24 protein-coding genes are annotated in these 24,988 nt (G+C 63.8%); 9 read left to right on the top strand and 15 right to left on the bottom strand.

The window, feature by feature from the left end; all coding sequences use genetic code 11:
* The 7 genes from BUA69_RS19670 to BUA69_RS19700 form a co-directional block, all read right to left on the bottom strand.
* The coding region (locus tag BUA69_RS19670; protein WP_244547459.1) for a pyruvate kinase at positions 1 to 389 on the bottom strand (389 nt) is incomplete at its 3' end.
* A gap of 78 nt (positions 390 to 467) precedes the next feature.
* Positions 468 to 1,562: an ABC transporter ATP-binding protein gene (locus tag BUA69_RS19675; protein WP_046135957.1), complete on the bottom strand. Its 1,095-nt coding sequence runs from the start codon at positions 1,560 to 1,562 to the stop codon at positions 468 to 470.
* A 23-nt stretch (positions 1,563 to 1,585) separates the two neighbouring features.
* Positions 1,586 to 3,295 (bottom strand): ABC transporter permease, encoded by a 1,710-nt coding sequence (locus BUA69_RS19680; RefSeq protein WP_046135956.1) that lies wholly within the window; start codon positions 3,293 to 3,295, stop codon positions 1,586 to 1,588.
* 140 nt (positions 3,296 to 3,435) lie between these two features.
* Positions 3,436 to 4,749: an ABC transporter substrate-binding protein gene (locus BUA69_RS19685; protein ID WP_046135955.1), complete on the bottom strand. Its 1,314-nt coding sequence runs from the start codon at positions 4,747 to 4,749 to the stop codon at positions 3,436 to 3,438.
* A 174-nt stretch (positions 4,750 to 4,923) separates the two neighbouring features.
* Positions 4,924 to 6,273 (bottom strand): sigma-54-dependent transcriptional regulator, encoded by a 1,350-nt coding sequence (locus BUA69_RS19690; RefSeq protein WP_046135954.1) that lies wholly within the window; start codon positions 6,271 to 6,273, stop codon positions 4,924 to 4,926.
* On the bottom strand, positions 6,270 to 8,150 hold the full coding sequence (locus tag BUA69_RS19695) for an ATP-binding protein (RefSeq protein ID WP_052950632.1): 1,881 nt from the start codon (positions 8,148 to 8,150) through the stop codon (positions 6,270 to 6,272). The genes BUA69_RS19690 and BUA69_RS19695 overlap by 4 nt, the downstream gene beginning before the upstream one ends.
* Before the next feature lie 41 nt (positions 8,151 to 8,191).
* On the bottom strand, positions 8,192 to 9,532 hold the full coding sequence (locus tag BUA69_RS19700; RefSeq protein WP_046135952.1) for an ABC transporter substrate-binding protein: 1,341 nt from the start codon (positions 9,530 to 9,532) through the stop codon (positions 8,192 to 8,194).
* A 346-nt stretch (positions 9,533 to 9,878) separates the two neighbouring features.
* On the opposite strand from BUA69_RS19700, the gene BUA69_RS19705 reads away from it, so the two are divergent.
* Together BUA69_RS19705 and BUA69_RS19710 are read left to right on the top strand one after the other, a co-directional pair.
* Positions 9,879 to 10,688: a thermonuclease family protein gene (locus BUA69_RS19705; RefSeq protein WP_143154601.1), complete on the top strand. Its 810-nt coding sequence runs from the start codon at positions 9,879 to 9,881 to the stop codon at positions 10,686 to 10,688.
* Between the two features lie 38 nt (positions 10,689 to 10,726).
* Entirely contained in the window at positions 10,727 to 12,163 is a 1,437-nt protein-coding gene (locus BUA69_RS19710) for a M48 family metalloprotease (protein ID WP_046135951.1), read from the top strand.
* Positions 12,164 to 12,177: 14 nt separating this feature from the next.
* Here BUA69_RS19710 and BUA69_RS19715 read toward each other — a convergent pair whose 3' ends face one another.
* From BUA69_RS19715 to BUA69_RS19745, 7 genes are all read right to left on the bottom strand, one after another.
* Complete coding sequence (locus BUA69_RS19715) at positions 12,178 to 12,369, bottom strand: Flp family type IVb pilin (protein WP_425283949.1); 192 nt, start codon at positions 12,367 to 12,369, stop codon at positions 12,178 to 12,180.
* 30 nt (positions 12,370 to 12,399) lie between these two features.
* A complete protein-coding gene (gene mutT / locus BUA69_RS19720) occupies positions 12,400 to 12,798 on the bottom strand; it encodes an 8-oxo-dGTP diphosphatase MutT (RefSeq protein ID WP_046135950.1) in 399 nt (132 codons plus the stop codon).
* Positions 12,795 to 13,547 carry a GNAT family N-acetyltransferase gene (locus BUA69_RS19725; RefSeq protein ID WP_046135949.1) on the bottom strand — a complete coding sequence of 251 codons (753 nt, stop codon included), beginning with the start codon at positions 13,545 to 13,547 and terminating at the stop codon, positions 12,795 to 12,797. The genes mutT and BUA69_RS19725 overlap by 4 nt, the downstream gene beginning before the upstream one ends.
* A gap of 109 nt (positions 13,548 to 13,656) precedes the next feature.
* On the bottom strand, positions 13,657 to 14,895 hold the full coding sequence (argJ, locus tag BUA69_RS19730) for a bifunctional glutamate N-acetyltransferase/amino-acid acetyltransferase ArgJ (protein ID WP_046135948.1): 1,239 nt from the start codon (positions 14,893 to 14,895) through the stop codon (positions 13,657 to 13,659).
* Between the two features lie 209 nt (positions 14,896 to 15,104).
* Complete coding sequence (locus tag BUA69_RS19735) at positions 15,105 to 16,061, bottom strand: acetyl-CoA carboxylase carboxyltransferase subunit alpha (protein ID WP_046135947.1); 957 nt, start codon at positions 16,059 to 16,061, stop codon at positions 15,105 to 15,107.
* A gap of 201 nt (positions 16,062 to 16,262) precedes the next feature.
* Positions 16,263 to 17,168, bottom strand: coding sequence for a site-specific tyrosine recombinase XerD (locus BUA69_RS19740; RefSeq protein WP_046135946.1), 906 nt, complete (start codon positions 17,166 to 17,168; stop codon positions 16,263 to 16,265).
* Positions 17,165 to 17,356: a hypothetical protein gene (locus BUA69_RS19745; protein WP_046135945.1), complete on the bottom strand. Its 192-nt coding sequence runs from the start codon at positions 17,354 to 17,356 to the stop codon at positions 17,165 to 17,167. Before BUA69_RS19745 ends, BUA69_RS19740 begins: the two co-directional genes overlap by 4 nt.
* Before the next feature lie 176 nt (positions 17,357 to 17,532).
* Between BUA69_RS19745 and BUA69_RS19750 the strand changes: the two genes are divergently transcribed.
* Both BUA69_RS19750 and aroB read left to right on the top strand, forming a co-directional pair.
* Entirely contained in the window at positions 17,533 to 18,111 is a 579-nt protein-coding gene (locus BUA69_RS19750; RefSeq protein WP_046135944.1) for a shikimate kinase, read from the top strand.
* Positions 18,112 to 18,121: 10 nt separating this feature from the next.
* Positions 18,122 to 19,243 carry a 3-dehydroquinate synthase gene (gene aroB, locus BUA69_RS19755; protein WP_046135943.1) on the top strand — a complete coding sequence of 374 codons (1,122 nt, stop codon included), beginning with the start codon at positions 18,122 to 18,124 and terminating at the stop codon, positions 19,241 to 19,243.
* Positions 19,244 to 19,246: 3 nt separating this feature from the next.
* Here the strand turns inward: aroB and BUA69_RS19760 are convergent, their stop codons facing one another.
* Positions 19,247 to 19,522, bottom strand: coding sequence for a BolA family protein (locus tag BUA69_RS19760; protein ID WP_046135942.1), 276 nt, complete (start codon positions 19,520 to 19,522; stop codon positions 19,247 to 19,249).
* A 43-nt stretch (positions 19,523 to 19,565) separates the two neighbouring features.
* On the opposite strand from BUA69_RS19760, the gene BUA69_RS19765 reads away from it, so the two are divergent.
* The 5 genes from BUA69_RS19765 (at position 19,566) to BUA69_RS19785 (ending at position 24,988) form a co-directional block, all read left to right on the top strand.
* On the top strand, positions 19,566 to 20,195 hold the full coding sequence (locus BUA69_RS19765) for a J domain-containing protein (protein WP_046135941.1): 630 nt from the start codon (positions 19,566 to 19,568) through the stop codon (positions 20,193 to 20,195).
* A 138-nt stretch (positions 20,196 to 20,333) separates the two neighbouring features.
* A complete protein-coding gene (cobS, locus tag BUA69_RS19770) occupies positions 20,334 to 21,314 on the top strand; it encodes a cobaltochelatase subunit CobS (protein ID WP_046135940.1) in 981 nt (326 codons plus the stop codon).
* Positions 21,315 to 21,329: 15 nt separating this feature from the next.
* A complete protein-coding gene (locus BUA69_RS19775; protein WP_046135939.1) occupies positions 21,330 to 22,082 on the top strand; it encodes a class I SAM-dependent methyltransferase in 753 nt (250 codons plus the stop codon).
* Positions 22,083 to 22,106: 24 nt separating this feature from the next.
* Positions 22,107 to 23,996 (top strand): cobaltochelatase subunit CobT, encoded by a 1,890-nt coding sequence (gene cobT, locus BUA69_RS19780; protein WP_046135938.1) that lies wholly within the window; start codon positions 22,107 to 22,109, stop codon positions 23,994 to 23,996.
* Positions 23,993 to 24,988 carry an esterase-like activity of phytase family protein gene (locus tag BUA69_RS19785; protein WP_052950630.1) on the top strand — a complete coding sequence of 332 codons (996 nt, stop codon included), beginning with the start codon at positions 23,993 to 23,995 and terminating at the stop codon, positions 24,986 to 24,988. The genes cobT and BUA69_RS19785 overlap by 4 nt, the downstream gene beginning before the upstream one ends.

Consider the following 24,988-nt stretch of genomic DNA (forward strand, 5'->3'; position numbering starts at 1 on the left):
TTGCCGTCGTCGAGCAGCAGGCGGTCACCGACCGAGACGCTTTCGATGATTTCGGGATGGGGCAGGTAGACGCGCTCGATGGTGCCGGGCGCATCATTGCTGTCGAGGGTAAACGTCTGGCCGGCGACCAGCTGGATCGAGCCTTCGGCGAACTTCCAGACGCGCAGCTTGGGGCCCTGCAGATCGACCAGGATGCCGAGCGGATGGTTCAGCGTCTTTTCGACATTGCGAATGCGCTCGACCGTCTGGCGCAGCACATCATGGCTGGCATGGCTCATATTGATCCGGAACACATCCGCGCCAGCGCGCGCCAGTTCTTCGATCATCTTCTCGTCCTGGCTCGCAGGCCCGAGGGTGGCGAGGATCTTCACGCGTCTCATGCGTCTCATTGGGCTGTCTCAAATCGGTGTGGGCGCTGCGGAAAAAGCGACAGGCGAACCGGAGGCCGCCTGTCGCAGGGGTGGGGTCTACTCAGCGAGCCAGAGCATGCAGTCGCTGGGCAGCAAGACGTTGACGTCCGCCCCGACAGTGCGCACCGAGGCGCCCGACTGGAACGGCACGTCGATCAACACCTCCGATGTTCCCACCATCACGCCATAGCGCACGGATGCCCCGAGGAACTCGATATTGCTGACCCGGCCCGGCAGGCGCACGCCTTGGCCACCGGCATCTTCGAGCGAAGCATGCTGTGGCCTGAACACAAGCCTGGTTCCCGGGCTGATCGTCACACCGTCCGGAACCGGCACCGAAATGGTATCGGTCACCTTGAACAGCCGCTTGCCGTCGACCGTCACCAACTCGCCATCCAGAATGTTGGCGGTGCCCAGGAAGTTGGCGACGAACAGGCTGGCAGGACGCTCATAGAGGTCCATCGGCCGGCCGACCTGCTGGATGCGGCCATCGCCAAACACCGCGATACGGTCGCAGATGGCGTTGGCTTCCTCCTGGTCGTGGGTCACGAAAATGGTCGTCAGGTTGAGCCGTTGCTGCAGATCGCGCAGCTCGCGGCGCACCTGCACGCGCATCTTGGCGTCCAGGTTGGACAGCGGCTCATCAAGCAGCAAGACCTTCGGCTCGATGGCGATGGTGCGGGCCACGGCCACGCGCTGCTGCTGCCCGCCAGACAATTGGGAGGGGCGGCGATCGGCCAGATGCCCCATGCCCACCAGCTCCAGCGCCGCCTTGACGCGCCGGGCAACCTCGTCCCTGGGCAGCTTGCGCTCCTCAAGGCCGAAAGCGACGTTGCGCGCCACGCTCAGATGCGGCCAGAGGGCATAGGACTGGAACACCATGCCGACATCGCGCTTCCAGGGGGGCATGGCCAATATATCCTGCCCACCCACGCGCACATCGCCGCTCGACGCGTTGTTGAAGCCGGCAATCAGGCGCAGCAGCGTGGTCTTGCCGCAGCCCGACGGCCCCAGAAAGGCGAAGAACTCGCCCGGCTGGATTTCGAGGTTGATGTCCTTGAGCACATGCAGCTCACCGTAGTGGACGTTGACATTGGTGATCTCGATCTTCCTGGCGCCAGCTACCGCTGCGCCATCACGGGTCTGTGCCATTTTCGGCTCCTTAAACTTCACTGTCATTTGCGCGCTCCCATGGCTTTCTGGCTGCGCTCGATCACGTAGTGCGACGCGAAGGTACACACGGCGACCAGGATCACTGCGATGACGCCCAGGGCGGCGCCCGGACCGCGTCCGGCGGGGGACTGCATGAACATGTACAAGCCGTAGGCAATCGGTGCCTCCGAGTTGGACTGGATCAGCATCAGGGTGGCGGATAGTTCAACTGCGGCAGTCGAGAAGCTGGTGACGAAACCGGCAAGGATGCCGCCCATCATCAGCGGCAGAACGATACGGCGAACCGTGCGGCGCTTGTTGGCGCCGAGGTTTTCGGCGGCTTCCTCCAGCGATACCGAAATCTGCTGCATCGCGGCGTAGCAGGCGCGCAGCGCATAGGGCAGACGGCGCACCGAAAGAGCCAGCACCAGCATGATCGACAGCGTCGCCAGCGGCGTACCATCGGGCAAGGTCACGCCGTAGTAGGTGCGCAGATAACCGATGCCCAGCACCACGCCAGGGATGGCGAGTGCCGACATTGCTGCCCAATCGAGCCAGGCGCGGCCGATGATCTTGGTGCGCAGCACCAGATAGGCGATCGCGCCGCCCAGCACCACGTCGATCAACCCCGCCAGCGAGGCGTAGATCAGCGTGTTCTTGATGTAGATCGAGCTTTCGCCAATGACCCGGCCGTAATTGGCCATGGTGTAGCCATCGGGCAGGGGGCTGAAAGACCAGATCGTGGCAAAGGACAGAAGCAGCAAGCCGATATGGGGCGAGAGCACCAGCAGCAGCACCAGTGTCACCGCGCCATAGGCGAGGATCGCCTCGCCCCGCTTCATCTTGCGCCTGGCCAGGCCGCCGCCGCCGCGTTGCACAGTTGAGTATTCACGGCCGCGCATGACGGCCACCGAGGCCCACATGGCAAAGATCGAGACGGCGATCAGGATGGTGGAAATCACGTAACCCATCGGATCGGCCAGGCCGATCGAGGTCACGCGCAGATAGGCCTGCGGGGCCAGCATGTCCTTGACGTTGAGCAGCAGCGGCGTCGCCAGATCGTCGAAGACCTTGACGAAGACCAGCGAGGCACCGGCCAGATAGCCGGGCATGGCCAGGGGGAAGATAATGCGGCGGAACAGGCGGAAGCCCGAAGACCCCAGGTTCTGCGCCGCCTCTTCCATGGCGCTGTCGATCTGGCGCAGGCTGTTGGAAACGTTGATCAGAATGAAGGGGAAATAGTGCAGCGACTGCACGAAAACCACGCCGTTGAGGCCATCCATGAACGGCAGCTTGAAGCCCAGATGCTGATCGAGCAGCAGGTTGACCGAACCATTGCGGCCGAACAGCAGTTGCATCGCCACCGCACCGACAAAGGGCGGCATGATCAGTGGCAGAAAGCCCAGCGTCTGGATGAGCATGGCACCGCGGAACTGGAAGCGGGTGGTGATCACCGCCAGCGGCAGCGCAAACAAAGTGGCCCAGACGACCGACAGGGATGACACATAGACCGAGTTCCAGAACGAACGCACGAACAGGTCATTGCGGAAAAAGTCGAGGAAGTTGACCAGCGTCAGGTTGCTGGTGCCTTTCTCGGTGAAGGCGACATAGATGACCGTTGCGGCCGGAACGAGAAGGAAGGCCAGAAGGAAGGCTGCGATAAGCAGCACAACAGCCATCTGGCCCGGCGTCGCGCTGAAGCGGCGCAACCGGCCTATTGCCAGGTTCGTCATGTGATCTCCGTGGAGTCGGAAAGGGCGCTATTTGCTGCGCCGGGCCCAAGGGCCGGTGTGGCGCAGACTGGATGGCCGCGGTGATGGCGGGCCCGCCCGGCACGAGCCGGACGGGCCTTGGCTAATGAAGCGAGACGCGATTAGCTCAGGAGCGCCAATGCCGCTTCGGCCTTGGCCTTGGCAGCGGCGTAGTTTTCAGCGGCGAATGTAGCCCAGGCCTGCTCAAGCTCGGACTGGCGCGAGGTCTTGTTCTCACCGCCGGTGAAGGCATCGGTGATCTCGGGGCTCACGGCCTGCTCATGGTCGAACGGCATTGCCGCGATCAGGGCATGAGCCTCCGCAATCAGTGCGCCAGCTTCGGCATTGTCCTTGCCCACCAGCGCAGCTTCGGCAGCGTGAACGGCACGGGTCGCGGCCTTCAGATTGTCCAGCTGGAAGGTGATGAGCTGGTCGAACAATACGTCGACCACCGCGGAGCGCGCGGAGGACAGGTCGCCATTGAAGTTGATCATCGCCTGGAAGCGGGCATCCTCATAGGGATTGGGGAAGCCCTCCGGCGCCTTGGCATAAGTGGCAGGGTTGATCGGCAGGCGGCGGATGGTGGGCTCAAGCAAGACTTCCTGGCCTGGCTCGGACAGCAGGAAGTTCACGAAAACCTCGGCGCCATCATGATTGGGCGCATTGGCGACGATGGCGATATTGGCGGGCACCACGGTGGTGACCGATGGGTAGGAGAAGCCGACGGGGAAGCCGCTGGCCTGGGCCGAGAAGGCGAAGAAGTCGATTACGATGCCGATGCCGGCCTGGCCCGAATTGACCGCGTCCGGCACGCCGAACGAGCGATCCATGACCTGCTGGAAATTACCGCCAACCGACTTGAGCGTGCCCCAGCCCGCGTCCCAGCCCTCGCCCTGCAGAATAGTCTCGACGGTGAGGTGGGTGGTGCCCGAGCGCGATGGTGCGGCCATCACGACATGGTCGTAATATTGAGGGTGCTTCAGGTCGCTCCATTCAGCCGGCGCAGCCAGCTCGTTGGCTTTGATGTAGCGCTCATTCCACATGATGCCATAGCCCGATGCGGCAAAGCCGAAGAAGAAGCCATCGGGATCGTTCACATCATAGGAGCCGACCTTTTCGGGTAGACCTTCAACGGACGGGACGAACGAGGCCAGCAGCTGATTGGCCTTGAGGGTATGGAAGGCGTCGGGAGCGGAAGCCCAGAACAGGTCGGTCTGGTTGTTCGCTTTGGTTTCCGTCAGGTACTGAACGCCAGCATTGGTGTTCTTGTTCTGAACTTCCAGGGCGTAGCCGGGATTGGCCGCCTCAAAGGCAGCCTTGAAAGGGTCGGTCACATCCTTGGAGAACGACGTCACGACCGTAACGGTGCCACCCTGGGCATGGGCGGCGGTCATCGCAATAGCCGAGGCCATCAGCACGGCGGTGAGTTTCTTCATTGGCAGGTTCCTCCATAGCGTCGGGCTCTTGGCGGCCGACATGCTCAAGGAGATTGCAACCGTCGTGCCAAGTCGGCAGGCGCCCGGAAATCCTGGGTTTCTCAGTTTTCGCAGGGCGGGAGTGGGTCATAGTCGTAACATGGCGCCCAGCCAGCATGGGTCGAAACGGTAACGTCAGCCCGCTTCATCTTCCGGGCGGGCGGCAATGTCGAGCTTGCGCATCTTGAGGTAGAGCGTCTTGCGCGAGATCCCCAGCGCATCGGCGGTGTCACCCATCCGCCCGTCCTGCAATGCCAGCGCTTCGATGATGATCGCCTTCTCGGCCCGGTTGAGCTTCTGCTCCAGCAGGTCGGCACCATCCAGAGGCGTGGCCGGCTGGGCCGGGTTTGGCAATCCCATGCCCAGCACGAAACGCTCCGCCGCATTGCGCAGCTCGCGCACATTGCCGGGCCAGTCATGCGCCATCAACTGATCGATCGTCAGGGAATCGGCCACGGGCGTTGCCCGCCCCTGCCGCCGCGCCGCCAGATCGAGGAAATGGGTGAACAGCAGCACGACATCGCGTCCGCGCTGGCGCAAGGGTGGTATCTCCACCCGGGCGATGTCGAGCCGATAGGCCAGGTCCTCGCGGAAGCGGCCTTCGGCGGCCAGCTTGTTCAGGTCGACCTTGGTGGCGGTCACGATGCGAAGATTGACCTGTCGCTCGGTATTGGACCCCAGCCGCTCAATCGTGCGTTCCTGCAACACGCGCAGCAAGCGCACCTGCGCCGCCAGCGGCATCGATTCAATCTCGTCGAAAAACAGTGTGCCGCCATCTGCATGTTCGATCTTGCCGATGCGGCGCGCCTGCGCGCCAGTAAACGCGCCAGGCTCGTGCCCGAACAGTTCCGATTCCAGCATGGTCTCGGGGATGGCCCCGCAATTGACCGCCACGAACCGGCCTGCCCGACGACTGCCCAGATCGTGCAGGGCGCGCGCCGCCACTTCCTTGCCGGTGCCGGTTTCTCCCAGGATCAGCACATCGACATCGACGTCGCTGAGCATCTGCAATTGCTGGCGCAGCCGCGCCACTGCCGGCGAGCGTCCGATGACGCGCCCTTCCCAACTCGCACAGTCCATGGTCTGGGCCCGCAGTCCCCGGTTTTCGATGATGACTTTTCGATGTGCCTGCGCCCGGCGCACGGCCTCGACCAGCAGCGCGGGATCGGCAGGCTTTTCGATGAAGTCCCAGGCGCCCGCCCGCAGGGCCTTCAGCGCCATTGGAATATCCCCATGCCCGGTGACCATGATCACCGGGATATCGGGATCGATCTGGCGGATTGCGGCGAGCGCCTGGAAGCCGTCCCGCTGCGGCATCCGCACATCGGTGATGACAACTGCGCCGGTTTCAGCCGTGAGTTTCTCGATCCCGGCGGCGGCAGTGCGGCAGGGGCGCACCGCAAACCCCTCGAGTTCGAGGGTCTGGGCGTAGGCTTCCAGCACTTCCTTGTCGTCATCGATGAACAGGACGTCGAAATCGGTCATGAGGCGCGCTCGAGGGTGACAAGGAAGGTGGTGCCGGTGGAATTGGTCTGCCGCACGGCGATGGAGCCGTTGAAGTCCTTGATGATGTTATAGGAGATCGACAGTCCAAGCCCTAAACCCGAGCCCGGCGCCTTGGTGGTGAAGAACGGATCGAATACCACATCGCGGTGGCTGTGCGGAATGCCGCCGCCGGTGTCCGATATTGCCATCATCACCGTCTCGCCCTGCATGGTGACGACCAGCCTGACATGGCGAGTGTCCAGCCCGGATACGGCGTCTAGCGCATTGGCGAGCAGGTTTACGACCACCTGTTCCAGCCGCACCGATTCCGCCGTGACCATGGCTGGCATGCCGGTGGGCATCTCCACCTCGAGCACCACGTCTTCGTCTTCGAAGCGATGCGAGAGCAGGCTCACCGCCGCGTTGACCGGCTCATCCAGCGCCACTGGCCCCAGTCTGGTTTCGGGGCGCCGGGCGAAACGGCGCAAATGGCTGATCTGGCCCGCCATGCGTCCGGTGAGGCCCTTGATCTTTTCCAGGCTTTGCCGGGCCATTTCCACCTTGCCCTGCTCGATCAGGCGCACACCATTGTGGGAATGGGACTGGATGGCGGCCAGCGGCTGGTTCAGCTCATGGCCGATCCCCGCCGCCATCTGCCCCAGCGCCGCCAGCTTGGCCGATTGGATCAGATCGTCGCGGGTCCGCCTGAAAATGTTGAGCGCGGTGGCCAGGTCCCCCAATTCATCCCGTCCCTGGGGCTGGATCAGTGTACCGGATTTGCCCTCTGCAATATTGGCCGCCGCATTGGCCAGATGCCGGATACGCAGCAACAGGCTCCGATAGACGTAGAAATAGCCGATCAGGATGGCCGATGTGATCGCCAGTACCGCAATCAGCAGCAGCCAGCGTCGGCCCGTTTCGATGGCCTGCCGGGCCCGCACCGCGGCCGCTTCGGCATTGCGCTCGGTCTCGCTGACTTCCGCCCGGATTTCCTCGCCCAATTGCTCGACCAGGCGCTGGTTCTCCTCGGTCACCCGCTGCGCTTCGGCCAGCGCCTCCAGTTCCAACTGCTTGAGGTGCGGAATGCCATCGCGATTGTCGGCGATCTCCAGGATGCGGCCGGCCAGCTGGCGGACGGTAATGCTGTCGGGCCAGTCGGTCAGCGACTGCACCCGCGCCGCTAGTTCGTCGGTGCTGTCGCCCAGAAATGCCACGGCCTCCTGCATGTCTTCGGCGGTGGTGACGCCGCTGACCCGGCTGATCAACCCGGTCGCCAGGTTTGCCTGCGCCACCACGGTCAGCAGGGCTTCGCTCTTCTGGTTCTCGGCCAGAAGCGGGGCGGCGCCTGTAAAGTCGGCAAGCTCTTTTTCGACGTTGAACCGGATGTCATCGACCAGCGGCCCGGCTTCTTCGAGCAGGTCCGCCTGGACCCAGCGCAATTCGTCCACAAGCGAGCGCATTTCCCCGAGCAGTGCAAACCGCACGCCGACCGCTCCGTCCATGCGCTGCACCTGATCGGTGATCTCTTCGGCCAGCGCGTCGAGCTCTCCGCCGCCAATCCCATTGCGCTCGGCCTCGGCGATCACCTCGCGCAACTCAACCAGCCTGTCGCTATAGATGGCGCGCGCCGCCTCATAGGTTGCCGCGCGTTCCGATCGCGCCAGGCTGGGCAGCACAGCACTGATATCTGCACCCACGCGCGAGAGCCTGGAGGCCAGCGAAAGCCGTGGGAGTTCCGATTGCGCGATCTGCTCAAGCTCGCCCGAAAGCCGCGCATAGGACAGCCAGCCAACAACGCTGGCGCCTGCCGCCAGCCCCACGATGATGACAAACGACACAAACAACCGCATGCCGATGCCGAATCGATGCTTGGGCAACACCGTTTGACCCCGTCGCAGGCTTGATTGGTTGTGCTGGTTCATCGCGGATCGCGGTTCTCGCGCTGCATGCGCTGACCGACTTCGATCTCGGTCAGGATCGCCTCGGCGGCCTGCAGATTGGCAGCGATTTCCGATTGCACTCGGCTGACCAGTGCAGCCTGGTCCATCGAGGTGGGCAGCGCGGTGGGCGTATCGCTCAGGCCGCGCATCAGCTTCTCGTCGCGCGTGCCTTCCACTGCCATTGGCGGGGTGGTCAGCAGGGCAATCGCCCGGGCAAGCGGCGCGACACTTGCCGCGGCGCCGCGGGCCTGTTGCTCGTTGACCTGCCGCCATAGCCGCGCCAGCGTCGCCCGGTTGCGCACGATGAACTCATCGAACAGGATATTGACCAGCTCATATCGCCGGGCCGAAAGCCCCGCATCGAATGGGCTGGTGCCGAGCAGGCCGGGCTGGCCCAACAGCCCGGGATAGCGCGCCAGCGCGGCCTCGGCATGGCGCGACGACACCGGAATGCGGTTGATGGCCGGATCGAGCAGCAGCGCCTGCCCAGGCTCGGAGAGCACGAAGGCCACAAATTTCTCGGCCAGAGCGGGGTTCTCGCTACGCGTCAGCACCGCAATGCTTGCCGGCACGAACAGCGTTTCGGGCGGCATGGCAAACGTCGTCGTGCCCGGCACATAATCCGGCGCGGTCGCCAGAAAATCCACCGTAATGCCGATGCCGAACCGTCCCTGCGCCACCCCCGAGGCAACCCCGAAGCTGCGCGCGGTGATGGTGGAGAGATTGCCGCCGAGCCGCGACAGCAGCGCCCAGCCCTCGTCCCAGCCGTATTTCTGCAGGATGGCTTCGATCACCAGATGGGTGGTGCCCGAGCGTGATGGCGAGGAGATGCCAATATGACCCGAATAGGCCGGCAGCGTCAGGTCCGACCAGTTGACCGGCACCGGCAGGTTATGCGCCGCGAGATATTCGGGGTTGTAGACAAACCCATAGCCCGCCAGGGCGAAGCCCGAATAATGCCCATCCGGACCATTGACAGGAAAGCCGGAGACAGCCGCAGGCGCATCGGCAGCGATCGGCGTATCAGCGCGCAAGAGCCCATTGCTGCGCAACACCTCGAACGCGTCCACTGCCGAAGCCCAGAACACGTCGGCCGGCACATCAGTCCGCTCCAGGATGAACCGCACGGCGCTGTTGGTATTGCGCTGCACAAAGCTCACATTGCTGCCGGGCGACTGCGCTTCGAACGCGCTTTTGAACGGCTCGAAGAACGATGGCGGAAATGACGTCACCACGACGATCTCGTCGGCAAAGGCGCCCGGGGTGAGCGCCAGCGCCAGCCAACAGACCATCCGCCATCGCGCGATCCGTGCGCACATTGGTAAGTGCCTCCTCCGCCGGGCTCGCCGAGGGCTATCCTGCCTCTTGTCCGATCCGCGTTGGACACGCCTACTGCCCTGTCGACCAAAGCGCAACAATTCCGTCGTCTCGAGCGTTCTGAAGAGCCGCCTCCCCACCTGCGCCGGACATCCTATGTTGTCGTCACCCTCGCGCCGCGGTTCGGCGTTATTGCGCCCTGGCGTGCGCAGGCCCAGTCGGGCGTTCCCTGGAAAGTATGTTGCCCCGAAGGGCCAAAGTGCATCACCGAGCACATGGTCTCGGCTTGGTAATGATTTTTTGCCTTATTTGGATGCATGGTGAACGAACTCTTTCCCGAGGCCTGATTTGCTCAAGACCAGTATTGTTCGCCTCGCCGCGCTCGCGGCGCTCAGCGCCGTTTCGGCCACAGCCCTCGCTTGCGAGGACTTGCGCATGGTCGATGGTGGCATCGTGGTGCAGGTCACCGATGGCGATACGGTGGTGCTCGATAGCGGGGTCGTGGTGCGCATGATCGGCACCCAGGCCCCCAAACTGCCGTTGGGCCGCGACGGATTTCCGACCTGGCCGCTCGCTCCGGAGGCCAAGACAGCGCTTGAGGCGCTGGCGCTGCACAAGCCGGTGCGGCTTGGCTATGGCGGCGAAGAGCTCGATCGCTATGACCGGGCGCTGGCCCATGTGTTCGTTGCCGGCGAGAGCGGCGCGGTCTGGGCGCAATTGGCCATGGTGGAGCAAGGGCTGGCGCGGGTCTATTCCTTCCCCGACAACCGCAAATGTCTGGATCAACTTCTTGTGGCCGAAGGCCGCGCACGTGCGGCAAAGCTTGGAATCTGGGGCAATCCCTATTACAGCGTGCGTGCGGCGGATCGTCCGGACGAAGTTCTGGACCGGGCGGGCCATTATGAACTTGTCGAAGGGCGCGTGCTGCAGGCCGATCAGGCTGGCGGGCGGGTCTACCTCAATTTCGGCCGGTTCTGGAAAGAAGACTTCACGGCCGTTATCGAAGCCCCCGCCTTGCGGATCTTCACCGCGGCGGGAATGGATCCGCTGGCGCTTGAGGGGGCGCTGGTTCGCGTAAGAGGATGGGTGGACGACCGGGATGGTCCGCGCATCGAAGTCACACATCCCGAACAGATTGAGGTCTTGGCCACGCGATGACTGGGTTGGGTCCTATCAAAACCGGATTGCGGATCGGGATGCTGGCGGTATCGCTGCTGGCGCTGAGCGCCTGTTCGACGTTTACCGGCACCGGCGTTTCGGTCAGCCAGACCGGCGACCGGCCGGCGCCAACTGTCGTGCCCGAAGGCACCGATCCCGAAGATGTGGTGATCGGCCGTCGCGAGCACCCGCGCATCATTGCCGCCTATGGTGGGGTCTATTCGGACCGCCCGGCCGAAATCATGGTTGCGCGCATTGTCGGTCGCCTGCTGGCGGCCGCCAACCAGCCCAATGCCCAGTTCCAGGTCACCATTCTCGATAGCGCCGAGGTCAACGCTTTTGCACTGCCCGGTGGTTATATCTATGTGACGCGCGGCATCCTGGCGCTGGCGTCCGATACCAGCGAGCTTGCGGCAGTCCTGGCGCACGAAATTGCCCATGTGACGCTGCGCCATGCGCGCGCCCGCACGGACCGTACCCGCACCACGGAGATCGTCGATCGCGTCATCAGCGGCGTGTTCGGTGGCAACGGTGCGAGCGATCAGGCGGCCAACCTGACGCGGCAATCGATGGCGGCGTTCAGCCAGAACCAGGAACTGGAGGCTGATCGCGAAGGCATCAAGTTTGCCGGCAAGGCGGGCTATGACCCCCATGCCGCAGCGCGTTTCCTCGGAGTCATGAGCCGCTTTGCCAAGTTCTCGGCGGGCGAGGACAGTGGCGATGGCTTCCTGTCATCGCATCCCTCGACCCCCAATCGCATCCAGAAGGCTGTCGAAACCGCCCGTACCATGTTCGGCGCACCAGGTTTCGGCGAAACGGATCGCGATGGCTATCTGGCCAGTGTTTCCGGGCTGACCTTTGGCGACAGCCCGTCCCAGGGCTCGATCGTGGGGCGGCGATTCCTGCATCCGGCCAACAAGTTCACCTTCTCGGTGCCGCAGGGCTACACGCTGCAGAATTCGCAGAGCGCGGTGGTTGGCGTTGCCGGCGATGGCGAGGCGGTGCGCTTCGACAGCGCCGATGTCTCGCCCTCGCTGGGGCTGGCCGCCTATCTGCGCTCGGGCTGGATCGCCGGGCTCAAGACCGATAGCGTCACCACGCAGACCGTCAATGGCATTGAAATGGCGTCAGGCGTGGCGCAGACCGATCAGTGGTTCTTCAGGGTCTCGGTGATGCGCCTCGATGGCCAGGTCTATCGGTTCATCTTTGCTGCCAAGGCTGACAGCGCGCGGTTTGAACAGGGCGCCGAGGCGACGCTGAAAAGCTTCCGCCGCACCGATGCCAGTGACCTCGCCCAGATTCGCAAGGTCGGGGTTCGCGTTGTCACGGCCAAGCCCGGCGACACCGCCGATTCGCTGGCGCAGCAGATGGCAGGGCTCAGCCGCGGGAGCGAGTTGTTCTACATTATCAATAATCTGTTCCCGGGCGATCCGGTGCAGGCGGGCAAGAAGTACAAGGTCGTCGCCCTGCAATAGGGGCTGGCCATTGGCTAGGGGGTGGCGCTGTCCAGGGTCAGGGCGGCGCGTCCGACACCCCGGTCGAACAGGTTGTACAGGCTATCGCCCATCAGCATCATGGTGGTGATCAGCACGACAGCGATCATCGCAGCGATGAGGCCATATTCGATGGCCGTGGCCCCGGATTCATCGCGCAGAAATCGCGTCGTAACCCGTGCCAGCATCCGTGCCCCCGTGACCGACCGTGTTTGAAGCTAAAGAAGGTCGCACAGGGCGGCGATCAATGGCTCGTCCGCCGGCGGCATGGGATAGTCGCGCAGGGACTGCGGCCGCACCCATTTGAGCGCAATATGTTCCCTGGGCTGTGGCGTTCCCTGCCATTTCCGGCAGGCGTAAAGTGGCATCAACAGGTGAAAATTCTCGTAAGAATGACTGGCGAATGAAACCGGCGCCAGGCACGCCGTCCTGGTCGAAATGCCGAGTTCTTCTTCCAGTTCGCGGATCAACGCCGCTTCGGGCGTTTCGCCCGGCTCGACCTTGCCGCCGGGAAATTCCCACAGCCCAGCCATGGACTTGCCCTCGGGGCGCTGGGCGATCAGCACGCGGCGATCGGCATCGATCAGGGCGACGGCGACGACAAGAAGCAGGCTCATAATTGGGGCCGCCGGTAATGATAGGAATAGATTTCGGTAAAGCCGAGCGAGCGGTAGAGCGACACTGCCGGGACGTTGTCGGCCAGCACCTGGATCGCCGCAGACTGCGCGCCGGACTGGCTGGTCCAGTTCAGCGCTGCGTTCATGACGGCGCGACCATAACCCAGGCCGCGGGCGGCTTCATCGACCACCACATTGAGGAAGATGGCGATGCCATTGGCATTGACCGCCAGGGCTGCGCCAACCGGGCGGTACTCATCATCGAATACCAGAATGCCGCGGGTCGGCGCGGTCATCTGGGCGGTGATAGCGGCAAAGCTGGCCTGAATTGCCGCATCATTGCCGGCCATGGCGCCCTGAGCGTTGATCCATTGCGGGTCGGTGGGCTCGAACAGCTTGGTCAGCGCCGCTACAGGACGGCCGACCGGACGCAGCGGCATCGCCAGCACGAGGCTTGTCTCGTAGACGTCCCAGTTCCTGGCATCGAGTTCAGCGATCACGGCGGGAGCGGCCAGCGGCGTGATGCGGAAGGTCGGGCGCAGGCCGCGGGCACGGTATTGCTCGGCCAGCGCCTCGATCCGCGCACCGGCATCGGCATGGTCGGCCGGGTCGAGGCTCTGGATCGAGTTGGCGCGCTTGGTGTAGCCATTGGCAAAGCGGGCGACCCAGGCGCCATCGTGCTGGGTTTCGACGGCGGGCCAGGCGAGAAGGCTGGCGGCTTCGATATCGGCAGTGTTGGGGAGGGTCATCTCGGGATCGTCTGGTGCTGAAAAGCCGACAGGCTAGCCGCCGCACGGGGCCGGCGGAAGCCGGAATCCCGTGCCTTGGGCAATTTTGCGGCCGGTGCCGGTCGCGCGATCAGCTGCGGTAATCGCCATTGATGGTGATGTAGCCGTGGGTGAGGTCGCAGGTGTAGACGGTGGCGCGACCTTCGCCGAGGCCGAGGCCGACGGTCAGTTCCAGGTCTTCGCCCTTCATATAGGCCGAGGTGGCGGCTTCGTCGTAGCCGGTGGCGCGCTCGCCATCCTTGGCGACGAGCAGGTCACCGAAGCGGATCGAGAGCTTGTCGCGGTCGGCCGGCTCGCCAGCCTTGCCCACGGCCATGACGACACGGCCCCAATTGGCGTCTTCACCGGCAATGGCGGTCTTGACCAGCGGGCTGTCGGCAATCGCCTTGGCAATGCGGAAGGCGCTGGCATCGCTGGTGGCGCCTTCGACATGGATCGAGACCTGCTTGGTGGCGCCTTCGCCATCGCGCACCACCTGGATGGCGAGGTCGAACAGCACGTCGCGCAGCGCTTCGCCGAAGATTTCGGCGCGGGGGTCGTCAAGGCTTTCCAGGGGGGCGACGCCTTCGGCCTTGCCGGTGGCGAAGGCCAGCAGCGTATCGGAGGTCGAGGTATCGCTGTCGACGGTAATGGCGTTGAAGCTGGTGGCGACGTGCTTGACCAGCAATGCCTGCAGCACCGGGGCCGAGACGGCCATGTCGGTGAAGACAAAGCTGAGCATGGTGGCCATATCGGGGGCGATCATGCCCGAGCCCTTGGCAATGCCATTGATGCGCACTTCGGCACCGTCGATCTCGACCGTGGCACCCGACAGCTTGGGGAAGGTATCGGTGGTCATGATGGCCTTGGCCGGGTCCATCCACGGGCCGTCATCGAGGCGCGTGGCCATCTGGTCCAGCACGCCGCTAAACTTGCCGGCGTCGAGCGGTTCGCCGATAACGCCGGTCGAGGCGATGAAAATCTCGTTGGGCGCGCAGCCGAGCGCCTTCGCCGCGATATCGGCCGTCAGTTCGACTGACTTCTGGCCCTTGATGCCGGTAAAGGCATTGGCATTGCCCGAATTGACCACGAGGCCACGGGCCACGCCGCCGGGCAGGTTGGCCTTGCACCAGTCGACAGCGGCCGATGAGCACTTGGAGCGGGTGACGACGCCGGCCACACTGCTGCCGGGCTCGAAGCCGACCAGCAGGACGTCGGTGCGGTTCTTGTATTTGATACCGGCTTCGGCGGTCGCGAAGCGCACACCGGCGATCGCCGGCAGGTCCGGATAGGATTTGGGGGCAAGTGGCGAAACCGGGATAGCGGCCATGAGAACAAGAACTCCTCGACGGGTGTTGCTCGGATGTGCCTCAAAGTCCTGCGGTTCGCAAGTGACACTGCCAAGTCACATTGCGATGGCTCATCGCAGAGGATGGCATGGATGCCATTGGGGGATAGCTCGAGACCACCAGTGCTTGAAAAAATCCGCCACCGGCTCGCGATGACCCGGTGGCGGTGATCGGTGCGGCCGGCAGGCGGTTAGCTGAAGGTCGTGCCGATCGCGAGGAACTTTTCGCGGCGGTGCTCGCGGGTTTCCAGGCGGCTCTTGCCGGCAAAATCGGCGATGAAGCTGGTGATCGCCTTGCTGGTATTGTTCATGACCGCGTCGGGGTGGCGATGCGCGCCGCCGGCCGGCTCGGCAATGATGCCGTCGATCACGCCAAAGCTGAGCAGGTCGGCCGAAGTGATCTTCATATTGGTCGCCGCGTCCTGGGCACGAGCGGCGTCCTTCCACAGGATCGAGGCGCCGCCTTCGGGCGAGATCACCGAATAGATGGCGTTTTCCAGCATCAGCACGCGATTGGCGGTGGCGATGGCGATGGCGCCACCCGAACCGCCTTCGCCGATGATGATGGCGAGGTTGGGCACGCCCAGCTCCAGCGACTTTTCAGTCGAGCGGGCGATGGCCTCGGCCTGGCCGCGTTCCTCGGCGCCGATGCCGGGATAGGCGCCGGCGGTATCAACGAACGAAATCAGCGGAATATTGAAGCGGTCGGCCATGTCCATGACGCGGACGGCCTTGCGATAGCCCTCGGGGCGGGCCATGCCGAAATTGTGCTTGAGACGAGTTTCGGTGGAATTGCCCTTTTCCTGACCGAGGATGGCGACAGGCTGGCCATTGAAGCGGCCAAAGCCGGCCTGGATCGCTGAATCCTCGCCGAACTTGCGGTCACCGGCGAGCGGCGCCCATTCGGTGATCAGGGTGCGGATATAGTCGGAAAAATGCGGGCGCTGCGGATGGCGCGCCACCTGCGTCTTCTGCCACGGGGTCAGGCGCTTGTAGATATCGACCAGCGCCTCATCGGCCCGGCTGGAGAGGCGGTTGACTTCTTCGTCAATCGACACGGCCTGGTCGGCCGCAGCAAGCGACTTGAGTTCGGCGATCTTGCCTTCAAGATCGGCGACCGGTTTTTCGAAATCGAGATAAGACTGCATCCCACCTGCCTATTGGAGCGCACGAGGTTCGCCGGGGGCGAAAAACTGCGCTCTCATGTCGTTTGCGCTTAGGGCGCTGCTCTTGCCCCTTAAAGTGGCCGGAAAGTGGCGATGGCGCAACACCAAGTCAAGGCTTGTAGCGCATCGGGCTGTGGGCGAGTTGCAAGGTTAGCAATCTGCTAACCGCACCAACCGGCTTGTCTAACCCTCGGCGAGGGGGTGATGGGTCTCCACCAGGGTGCGCAATTTCTCGTCCAGCACATGGGTATAGATCTGCGTCGTCGAGATATCGGCATGGCCCAGCAGCATCTGCACGACGCGCAGGTCGGCCCCGCCATGCAGCAGATGGCTGGCAAAGGCGTGGCGCAGCACATGCGGCGCGACGCGGGCCGAACTGATGCCGGCGCGTCCGGCCAGCCCCTTGAGATCGCGGGCAAAAACCTGGCGCGACACATAGCCTTCGGCGCCATTGGCCGGGAACAGGTAGGGCCCGGGCGGCAGCGTCTCGATATAAGTGCGCACGGCATCGCGAGCGCGATCATTGACCGGCACCACGCGTTGCTTGCTGCCCTTGCCGGTAATGGTGAGGAAGCTGGCGTCCCGCATCACGGCGGAGCGTTTGAGGCTGACCAATTCGGAAACGCGCATGCCGGTTGCGTAGAGCAGTTCGAGCAGCACATAAAGTCGCAGGGCCGCTGCGCGCCGATACCTGGTGCCGCCGGCATTGGCTTCGGCCTCGGCGGTGGTCAGCAATTTATCCACCTCGGCGATGGAGAGCACCTTGGGCAAGGCGCGGCGCGCCTTTGGGCTGGCGACAATGCGGGTGGGGTCATCGCCGCGCAGCGCATCGGCGCAGAGAAACTTGTGGAACTGACGGATCGCCGACAGACGCCGTGCACTGGAAGACGCCGACAGGCCCTCATTTTTGAGGCGATCGAGATAGGCGGCGACATGCTCGCGACCTGCGGTCATCAGGCTGGCCTCATGGCGCTGCAGGTAGGCCGCGTAATCGGTCAGGTCGCGCTGATAAGCGTCGATAGTATTTTTAGCGGCGCCGCGCTCGGCGCTCATCATTTCCAGAAATGCGCCGATCAGGTGCCCGCTCATGGCGTGGCGGGGGCGGGCGTGGTGCCCGGCAGTGCCGGGGCGCTTTCGCCCAGCAGTTCGCGGGCAGGAATACGAATTGTCACTTCCTTGGGTGTCGGCTCGACCAATGCGACAAGCGCGATCATGCCGGCATAGACCAGGCCGGCCAGGAACAGCAAGGTGATGACAAGGCGGATCAGGGTGGGCATGGGTTTCCGGACGTCGCAAGGGCATGGGCGGGGACAAGCCCCGGAACACAGTCGCACCAAAAGGTTTCCATCTGGTAGGCCCAGTCTGCCCCGCTTTGCCCATGAGGATCAACCCGAGGTTCTTGACAGGGGGGCTCTGCCCCGCTTGATAGCGCCAGACTATTCTGGAGTGCCCAGTGAACCGACCCGATCCGGCAATACGGCAAGCCCGCGCCGAAGAACTCGTCCAGTTGCTGGGCGGCAGGCCGCTGGTGCTGATAGGCATGATGGGGGCCGGCAAGACCACGGTCGGGCGGCGCCTGGCCAGTCGGCTCGGCCGCAATTTCCTCGACAGCGACGAGGAAATCGAACGCGCCGCGCAAATGACCATTCCCGAAATTTTCGCGCAGCGGGGTGAGCCCGAGTTTCGCGCCGGGGAAACCCGCGTTATCGCCCGGGTGCTCAAGAACGAGAACATCGTTCTCGCCACCGGTGGCGGGGCTTTCGTCAATGCCGAGACGCGGGCGCTGATCAAGGCCGAAGCCGTTTCGGTGTGGATCAAGGCGGATTTCGAACTGCTGTTCGCGCGGGTCTCGCGGCGGTCCAATCGGCCGCTGCTCAAGACCGAGAATCCGCGGGCGACTCTGCAAAAGCTGATCGAGGATCGCTATCCGATCTATGCCGAGGCCGATGTGACCGTCATCTCGCGTGATGTGCCCCAGGAGATGGTGGCCAGCGACCTGATCGATGCGGTTCTCGACCAACTCAAACGCTGAAGGAATTTTCATGGCCGCCGAGATCGCGCACAATGTCCATGTTGCTCTGGGCGAGCGTGCCTATGACATCCTGATCGGCGATCGGCTGCTCGATCACGCCGGCTCGATACTGGCCGAGCGGTTCCCGGGCCGGCGCTATGGCATCATCACCGATAATATGGTGGCCGAAGCGCAATTGCCGCGCCTGCTGGCTTCGCTTGATGCGGCCGGGCTCAGCCATTCCGAGATCATCCTGCCGGCGGGCGAGAGCACCAAGTCGTTTGCGCATCTGGAAACGGCGGTCGAAGGCATTCTTGCGGCGCGGCTGGAGCGTGGCGATCTGGTCATCGCGCTGGGTGGTGGGGTGATCGGCGACCTCGCCGGTTTTGCCGCATCGATCGCGCGGCGTGGCATGGATTTCATCCAGATGCCGACCTCGCTGCTGGCGCAGGTGGATAGCTCGGTCGGCGGCAAGACCGGGATCAATTCGCCGCATGGCAAAAATTTGATCGGCGCCTTCCATCAGCCGCGGCTGGTGCTGGCGGATCTGTCGACGCTCGACACGTTGTCGCCCCGCCAGTTCGCCGCCGGCTATGCCGAAGTGGTCAAATATGGCCTGATCGACGATGAAGAATTTTTCTTCTGGCTCGAAGAGCATCAGGCCGAAATCTTTGCCGGAGGACCGGCGCGGGGCGAGGCGATTGCCCGCTGCTGCCGGCACAAGGCGCGGGTGGTGATCGAGGACGAGAAGGAACTGGGCGTCCGCGCGCTGCTCAATCTCGGCCACACCTTTGGGCATGCCCTCGAAAAAGACACCGGCTATTCCGATCGCCTGCTGCATGGCGAGGGCGTGGCCATCGGCATGGTGCTGGCCCATGGATTTTCTGCCAGACTGGGCCTGGCGCCATCGCAGGATACTGGCCGGATATCCGCGCATTTGAAAAAGGCGGGCCTGCCCACCATATTGGCTGATATCCCCGGAGCGCTGGGATCGACCGAAACCCTGATGGCAGCGATTGCCCAGGACAAGAAGGTCGCGCGCGGTGCGCTGACCTTCATCCTGACACGCGGCATCGGGCAGGCTTTCATCGAGAAAAATGTCGACGGCGCGGCGGTTTCGGCGTTTCTGGACGAGATGCGCGGCTCGGCCTGAGCGTCACGCCGCCGGGCCGCTCGAGGGCAGGATCTCGATCGCCAGGGCGTGGACGCGGTCCTTGAGTTCGGCGTCCAAAGCGTTCATGACGGCACGGTGTTGCGCCACGCGCGTCATCCCGTCAAAATGACGGGTCGCGATTCTGACACGAAAATGGGTTTCACCGCCCTCGCGCCACCCGGCATGACCAAAGTGTTTGTTGGACTCGTCGATGACGTCGAGTTGGGTAGGCGAAAAGCTGGCGGTAAGCTTGTCGGTGATGGTATCTTTGACGGTCATCTGACAGGCTCCGATGTTGATAATGGGATTGTAACTAGGCGCAATGAAACCTGAATCCAAGCTCTTCGACACCATTCGCATCCGGCCACGCCGGGAAGAAAAGCCCGAACCCATCGCCCAAGGCTGCGATTGGGAAGGATGCGAGCTGGCTGGCACCTACAAGGCGCCCAAAGGCGCCCGTAACCAGGGCCAGTATCACCATTTCTGCCTTGAGCATGTCCGCCACTACAACACCTCGTTCAACTTCTTTGCCGGCATGGACAAAGAGCAACTGGACGAGGCGCTGCATGCGCCGCCCAAGGCCGAGAGCCGCTCGAGTTTTGCCACCGGCAATCCCGGCATGCGGGCGTCGACCAGCGCGCGCAAGGCCGGCGTTGGCGCCGGCGACAAGTATGGCGATCCGTTCGGCGTGTTTGCGCGCTTCCGCCATCGCCAGTCGCAAAAGCCGGCCGCCGAGCGCGTGCGGCCGCTGCACGAGCAGGATCGGCGGGCGCTGGAAACCCTGGGTATTATCGGTGCGCCGGTTTCCGACGAGATCAAGCGTGCCTACAAGACCCTGGTCAAAATCCACCATCCAGACGCCAATGGCGGGGACAAATCCTCCGAAGAACGGCTGCGCACCATCATTGCGGCCTATTCCCACCTCAAGAAGACCGGCTTCGTCGCCAAATAGCACCTTGCCGGTTTTGTCGATCCGGTCGGAACGCGACAGCGTCCCGACGACTACCCCCGCCGTCACAATGCTGCTATAGACCGCCGGAGTTTTTACGCGACCCCGCCTCGATTTTTTCTTCTGCCACGAGCCCCTTCCATGAGTGAATTCGCCAATCTGCCGGATACCGACTACAAGGCCCGGGACCTTTTCGGGATCGATACCGATATGGTGGTCAAGGGTTATGCCGAGCGCACTGCCCACGTGCCCCCGATTGATCCGGACTATCTTTTCGACCGCAACACCACGCTGGCGATCCTTGCAGGCTTTGCCTTCAACCGCCGCGTCATGGTGCAGGGCTATCACGGTACCGGCAAGTCGACCCATATCGAGCAGGTCGCGGCGCGGTTGAACTGGCCGCTGGTGCGCGTCAATCTGGACAGCCACGTCTCCCGTATCGATCTCGTCGGCAAGGACGCGATCGTGCTCAAGGACGGCAAGCAGATCACCGAATTCCGCGATGGCATCCTGCCATGGGCGGTGCAGAACAATGTCGCTCTGGTGTTCGACGAATATGACGCGGGTCGTCCCGACGTGATGTTCGTTATCCAGCGCGTGCTGGAAGTGGCGGGTCGCCTGACCCTGCTTGACCAGAACCGCGTGATCGTGCCGCATCCGGCCTTCCGCCTGTTCGCGACCACCAATACGATTGGTCTGGGCGATACGTCGGGCCTCTATCACGGCACCCAGCAGATCAACCAGGGTCAGATGGACCGCTGGAGCCTGGTGACGACGCTCAATTACCTGCCGCATGACAAGGAAGTCGGCATCGTTCTGGCCAAGGCCAAGAGCTATGCGCAGACCGAGAAGGGCAAGAAGACCGTGTCCAACATGGTGCGTCTGGCCGATCTGACGCGCTCGGCGTTCATCAATGGCGACCTCTCCACCGTGATGAGCCCGCGTACGGTGATCACCTGGGCCGAAAACGCCGAGATCTTCGGCGATGTCGGTTTCTCGTTCCGCCTGACCTTCCTCAACAAGTGCGACGAACTCGAACGCCCCGTGGTTGCCGAGTTCTATCAGCGCGTGTTTGGTGAAGACCTGCCGGAATCCTCGGCAAACCTGGCGGTGACCGCCTAGTTCGGGATCAGCCTCTTGGCCCAGAACATCTATGACGATGCGGCATTCTTTGAGGGTTACAGCCAGTTCCCCCGCTCACGCGAGGGACTGGCCGGCGCCCCTGAATGGCCGTCGCTCCGGGCCATGCTGCCCGCGCTCAGGGATCGCACGGTCCTCGATCTCGGCTGCGGGTTCGGCGCGTTCTGTCGCTGGGCCGTGGAGCAGGGCGCCAGCGACGTCGTGGGGCTGGACCTGTCGCAGCGCATGCTCGATACGGCCCGCGAGCGCAGCGGCGACATGCCGATCCGCTACGAGCAGGCCGATCTTGAAACCTTCGAGCCGCAAATTGGTGCGTTCGACCTGGTGTTCAGCTCGCTGACCGTTCACTACCTCGCCGATTTCGATGCTTTCTGCGCCAAGGTGCGGCGGACCCTCAAGCCGGGTGGGCACTTCGTCTTTTCGATGGAGCACCCGATCTTTGCCAGCCGGGCCGAGCCCGACTGGATCAGCGACGCGGCCGGCAAGCGGGCCTGGGCCATTCAGGACTACAATCGCGAAGGCGAACGGGTGACTGACTGGATCGCCAAGGGCGTGATCAAGCATCACCGCAAGATCGCCACCGTCTTTGCCAGCCTTTCCGCCCATGGCCTCGTCGTCGATGCGATGGACGAATGGGGTCCCACGTCTGCGGACCTTGTCGCCATCCCGGCGCTTGCCGATGAAATCGTGCGGCCGATGCTTTTGCTGATGGCCGCTCACGCCGCGGGCGACCGCGTCATCCCTGCCTAATCTTTCCGACCCGGATCCGTTTCCATGGCACAGCCACCGCGCAGCAAAGCCAACAAGCCCGACCAGACCCAGGTGTTCAAATCCGCCATGGGTGCCACGGTGCGCGCCATTGGCGGCAAGGCCGATCTCGAAGTGACCTTCACCGCCGATCGGCCCTTGCTGACCTCGGACAAGGCGCGCCTCGCCAATCTGCCGCGCCTGCCGACCCGGCGCGACATTGCCATTGCTCGCGGGCAGGGCGACGCCATGGCCATGCGCCTCGCCAGTCATGATCCCGATGCGCATCGCAAGCGCTCGCCGATGGACCCCGTCGCCCGTGCCGCCTTCGATGCGCTGGAACAGGCTCGTGTCGAGGCGCTGGGCTGCGTGCGCATGCCGGGCATGGTCGGCAATATCGGCGAGATGCTGGAAGACCGGCTGTTCCGCGCCAATTTTGCCGAGATCAGCGACAAGGGCGATGCCCCGATCGCCGAGGCGCTGGGCCTGCTGCTGCGCGAAAAGCTCGCCGGCGTGCCGGTGCCGCCCTCGGGTCATGCGCTGGTGGATTTCTGGCGCAAGGAAATCGAGGAGAAGGGCGGTAATTCGCTCAACGAGCTGCTGACCCGCTACGAAGACCAGGACGAGTTTTCGCGCGTTGCCAAGGCGCTGCTGCGCGACCTCAACCTCGTGCCCGAAAGCGAGCTTGAAGACCCCGATGCCTCCGACGAAGACGCCGGGGACGACCAGGAGCCGGACAAGGCCGATGGCTCCGACCAGTCGCCCGAACAGGGCGAAGGCGAGAACGAGCAGGACAGCAGCGAGCAGGACGAAAGCGCTGGCCAGAGCGAGGAAACCGGCGATGTCGAGGGCATGGAAAGCGACATGGCCGACACCGACGAGGACGCGGCCAGCGATGCGGGGGACGATGCCCCGATGCCGCCGCCGGCCAAGGACGGCGGCACGCAGCTGACCAACCAGTTCAACTACAAGGTGTTCACCACCAAGTATGACGAGATCGTCAAGGCGGCAGAGCTCTGCCCGCCCGAGGAACTCGATCAGCTGCGCTCGCTGCTGGACAAGCAGCTGGAAAACCTGGCTGGCGCAGTGGCGCGGCTGGCCAACAAGCTGCAGCGCCGCCTGATGGCCAAGCAGAACCGCAGCTGGCAGTTCGACCTCGAAGAAGGGGTGCTGGATACGGCGCGGCTGACCCGCGTGGTCACCGACCCGATGCAGGCGCTGAGCTTCAAGGTCGAGAACGACACCGATTTCCGCGATACCGTGGTGACGCTGCTGATCGACAATTCCGGCTCGATGCGCGGGCGGCCGATCACCATTGCGGCGATCTGCGGCGATATTCTTGCGCGCACGCTGGAGCGCTGCGGCGTCAAGGTCGAGATCCTGGGCTTTACCACCCGCGCCTGGAAGGGCGGCAAGAGCCGTGAAGCCTGGCTCGAGGCCGGCCGGCCCGCCAATCCTGGCCGCGTCAATGACGTGCGCCACATCATCTACAAGGCCGCCGACGAGCCGTGGCGACATGCGCGGCGCAATCTCGGGCTGATGATGCGCGAGGGGCTGCTGAAGGAAAACATCGACGGCGAGGCGCTGGAATGGGCGCGCAAGCGCCTGATGGCGCGGCCGGAAAGCCGCCGCATCCTGATGGTGATCTCCGATGGTGCGCCGGTCGATGACTCGACGCAGTCGGTCAATGCCGGCAATTATCTCGAGGCGCATCTGCGCCAGGTGATCGAGGATATCGAGACGCGTTCGTCGATCCAGCTGGTGGCGGTGGGTATCGGCCACGATGTGACCCGCTATTATCGCCGCGCCGTGACGCTGCTCGATGCCGAGGAACTGGCGGGCGCGCTGACCGACGAATTGGCCTCGCTGTTCGATGAAGAATTGCCTGCCCAGACCCGGCGGAGGGGGCGCGGATGATCCGCGCGGCCGTTCTTGCGACGGCTGCATTCCTCGGGCTGGGGCATGCCCCGGCCTTCGCTCTCGAATTGACCGTCGGTGCGGTCCAGATCACTCAGTTCAAGGGCGCAGCCCTCGACCAGAAGGTCGACAAGCTGATCTGGCGTGGCGGTATTGCCATGGTCAGCCAGGACGATACCTTTGGCGGGCTCTCGGGTCTTGCCACGACTGGCAGCGACCAGCAGGTGGCGCTGGTGTCGGATCGGGGAAACTTCGTTTCCGGGCAATTGGCCTATGACGAGGCCGGGCGGTTGTTCGGCTTTATCGGCGTGACCATCCAGCCGATCCAGAATTCCAGGGGCGCGCCGCTGCCGCGGCAATATAGCCGCGATGCCGAGGCCATGGACACGGTCTATCGCGATGGCCTGCCGGTAGCGGTGCGCGTCGGCTTTGAGCATCTGACGCGGGTGGCGGACTTCGATCTGGCCAAGGGCGTGCCCGGTGGTCCGGCGCGCGAAGTGCCGATCCCCGACTGGCTGACCAATACCCGCACCAATGAATCGCTGGAAGCGGTGTGTATTGCGCCGCCGGCCTCCCCGATTGCCGGTTCAACCCTACTGCTGACCGAGGGCGTCATTGATGACGATGGCCAGCATGTGGCGCTGCTGCTGGGGCAGAACGACAAGGGGCCGCTGAGCTATCAGTCAAACCCGGTGGTCAATCCGACCGATTGTGCCTTCCTGCCCAATGGCGACCTGCTGGTGCTGGAGCGCGGGGTGGCGTTCCTGAGCTTCACCATGACGCTGCGCCGGGTGCCGGCCGCCGAAGTGCGGCCGGGCAATCTGATGATCGGCGAAGTGCTGCTCGAGGCCAGTGGCGGCGACATCGACAATATGGAGGCCTTGGCCGTCCATACCGCGCCCGATGGGGAAACCCGGATCGTCATTGGCTCGGACAATAATTTCAACGACTGGCAGCGCAGCCTGCTGCTGGAATTTGCGCTGCCGGAGTGA

This window comes from Devosia limi DSM 17137 (assembly GCF_900128975.1).
GTDB lineage: Bacteria > Pseudomonadota > Alphaproteobacteria > Rhizobiales > Devosiaceae > Devosia > Devosia limi.

What these genes read in the sequence shown, in the direction of transcription:
- aroB (WP_046135943.1), top strand. Translation starts at nt 18,122, where the DNA reads ATGGCCGCCGAGATCGCGCACAATGTCCATGTTGCTCTGGGCGAGCGT.
- argJ (WP_046135948.1), bottom strand. Translation starts at nt 14,895, where the DNA reads ATGGCCGCTATCCCGGTTTCGCCACTTGCCCCCAAATCCTATCCGGAC.
- BUA69_RS19760 (WP_046135942.1), bottom strand. Translation starts at nt 19,522, where the DNA reads ATGACCGTCAAAGATACCATCACCGACAAGCTTACCGCCAGCTTTTCG.
- BUA69_RS19765 (WP_046135941.1), top strand. Translation starts at nt 19,566, where the DNA reads ATGAAACCTGAATCCAAGCTCTTCGACACCATTCGCATCCGGCCACGC.
- BUA69_RS19675 (WP_046135957.1), bottom strand. Translation starts at nt 1,562, where the DNA reads ATGGCACAGACCCGTGATGGCGCAGCGGTAGCTGGCGCCAGGAAGATC.
- cobT (WP_046135938.1), top strand. Translation starts at nt 22,107, where the DNA reads ATGGCACAGCCACCGCGCAGCAAAGCCAACAAGCCCGACCAGACCCAG.
- BUA69_RS19690 (WP_046135954.1), bottom strand. Translation starts at nt 6,273, where the DNA reads ATGACCGATTTCGACGTCCTGTTCATCGATGACGACAAGGAAGTGCTG.
- BUA69_RS19745 (WP_046135945.1), bottom strand. Translation starts at nt 17,356, where the DNA reads ATGCCCACCCTGATCCGCCTTGTCATCACCTTGCTGTTCCTGGCCGGC.
- BUA69_RS19735 (WP_046135947.1), bottom strand. Translation starts at nt 16,061, where the DNA reads ATGCAGTCTTATCTCGATTTCGAAAAACCGGTCGCCGATCTTGAAGGC.
- mutT (WP_046135950.1), bottom strand. Translation starts at nt 12,798, where the DNA reads ATGAGCCTGCTTCTTGTCGTCGCCGTCGCCCTGATCGATGCCGATCGC.
- BUA69_RS19740 (WP_046135946.1), bottom strand. Translation starts at nt 17,168, where the DNA reads ATGAGCGGGCACCTGATCGGCGCATTTCTGGAAATGATGAGCGCCGAG.
- BUA69_RS19725 (WP_046135949.1), bottom strand. Translation starts at nt 13,547, where the DNA reads ATGACCCTCCCCAACACTGCCGATATCGAAGCCGCCAGCCTTCTCGCC.
- cobS (WP_046135940.1), top strand. Translation starts at nt 20,334, where the DNA reads ATGAGTGAATTCGCCAATCTGCCGGATACCGACTACAAGGCCCGGGAC.
- BUA69_RS19710 (WP_046135951.1), top strand. Translation starts at nt 10,727, where the DNA reads ATGCTGGCGGTATCGCTGCTGGCGCTGAGCGCCTGTTCGACGTTTACC.
- BUA69_RS19785 (WP_052950630.1), top strand. Translation starts at nt 23,993, where the DNA reads ATGATCCGCGCGGCCGTTCTTGCGACGGCTGCATTCCTCGGGCTGGGG.
- BUA69_RS19680 (WP_046135956.1), bottom strand. Translation starts at nt 3,295, where the DNA reads ATGACGAACCTGGCAATAGGCCGGTTGCGCCGCTTCAGCGCGACGCCG.
- BUA69_RS19700 (WP_046135952.1), bottom strand. Translation starts at nt 9,532, where the DNA reads ATGTGCGCACGGATCGCGCGATGGCGGATGGTCTGTTGGCTGGCGCTG.
- BUA69_RS19715 (WP_425283949.1), bottom strand. Translation starts at nt 12,369, where the DNA reads ATGCTGGCACGGGTTACGACGCGATTTCTGCGCGATGAATCCGGGGCC.
- BUA69_RS19685 (WP_046135955.1), bottom strand. Translation starts at nt 4,749, where the DNA reads ATGAAGAAACTCACCGCCGTGCTGATGGCCTCGGCTATTGCGATGACC.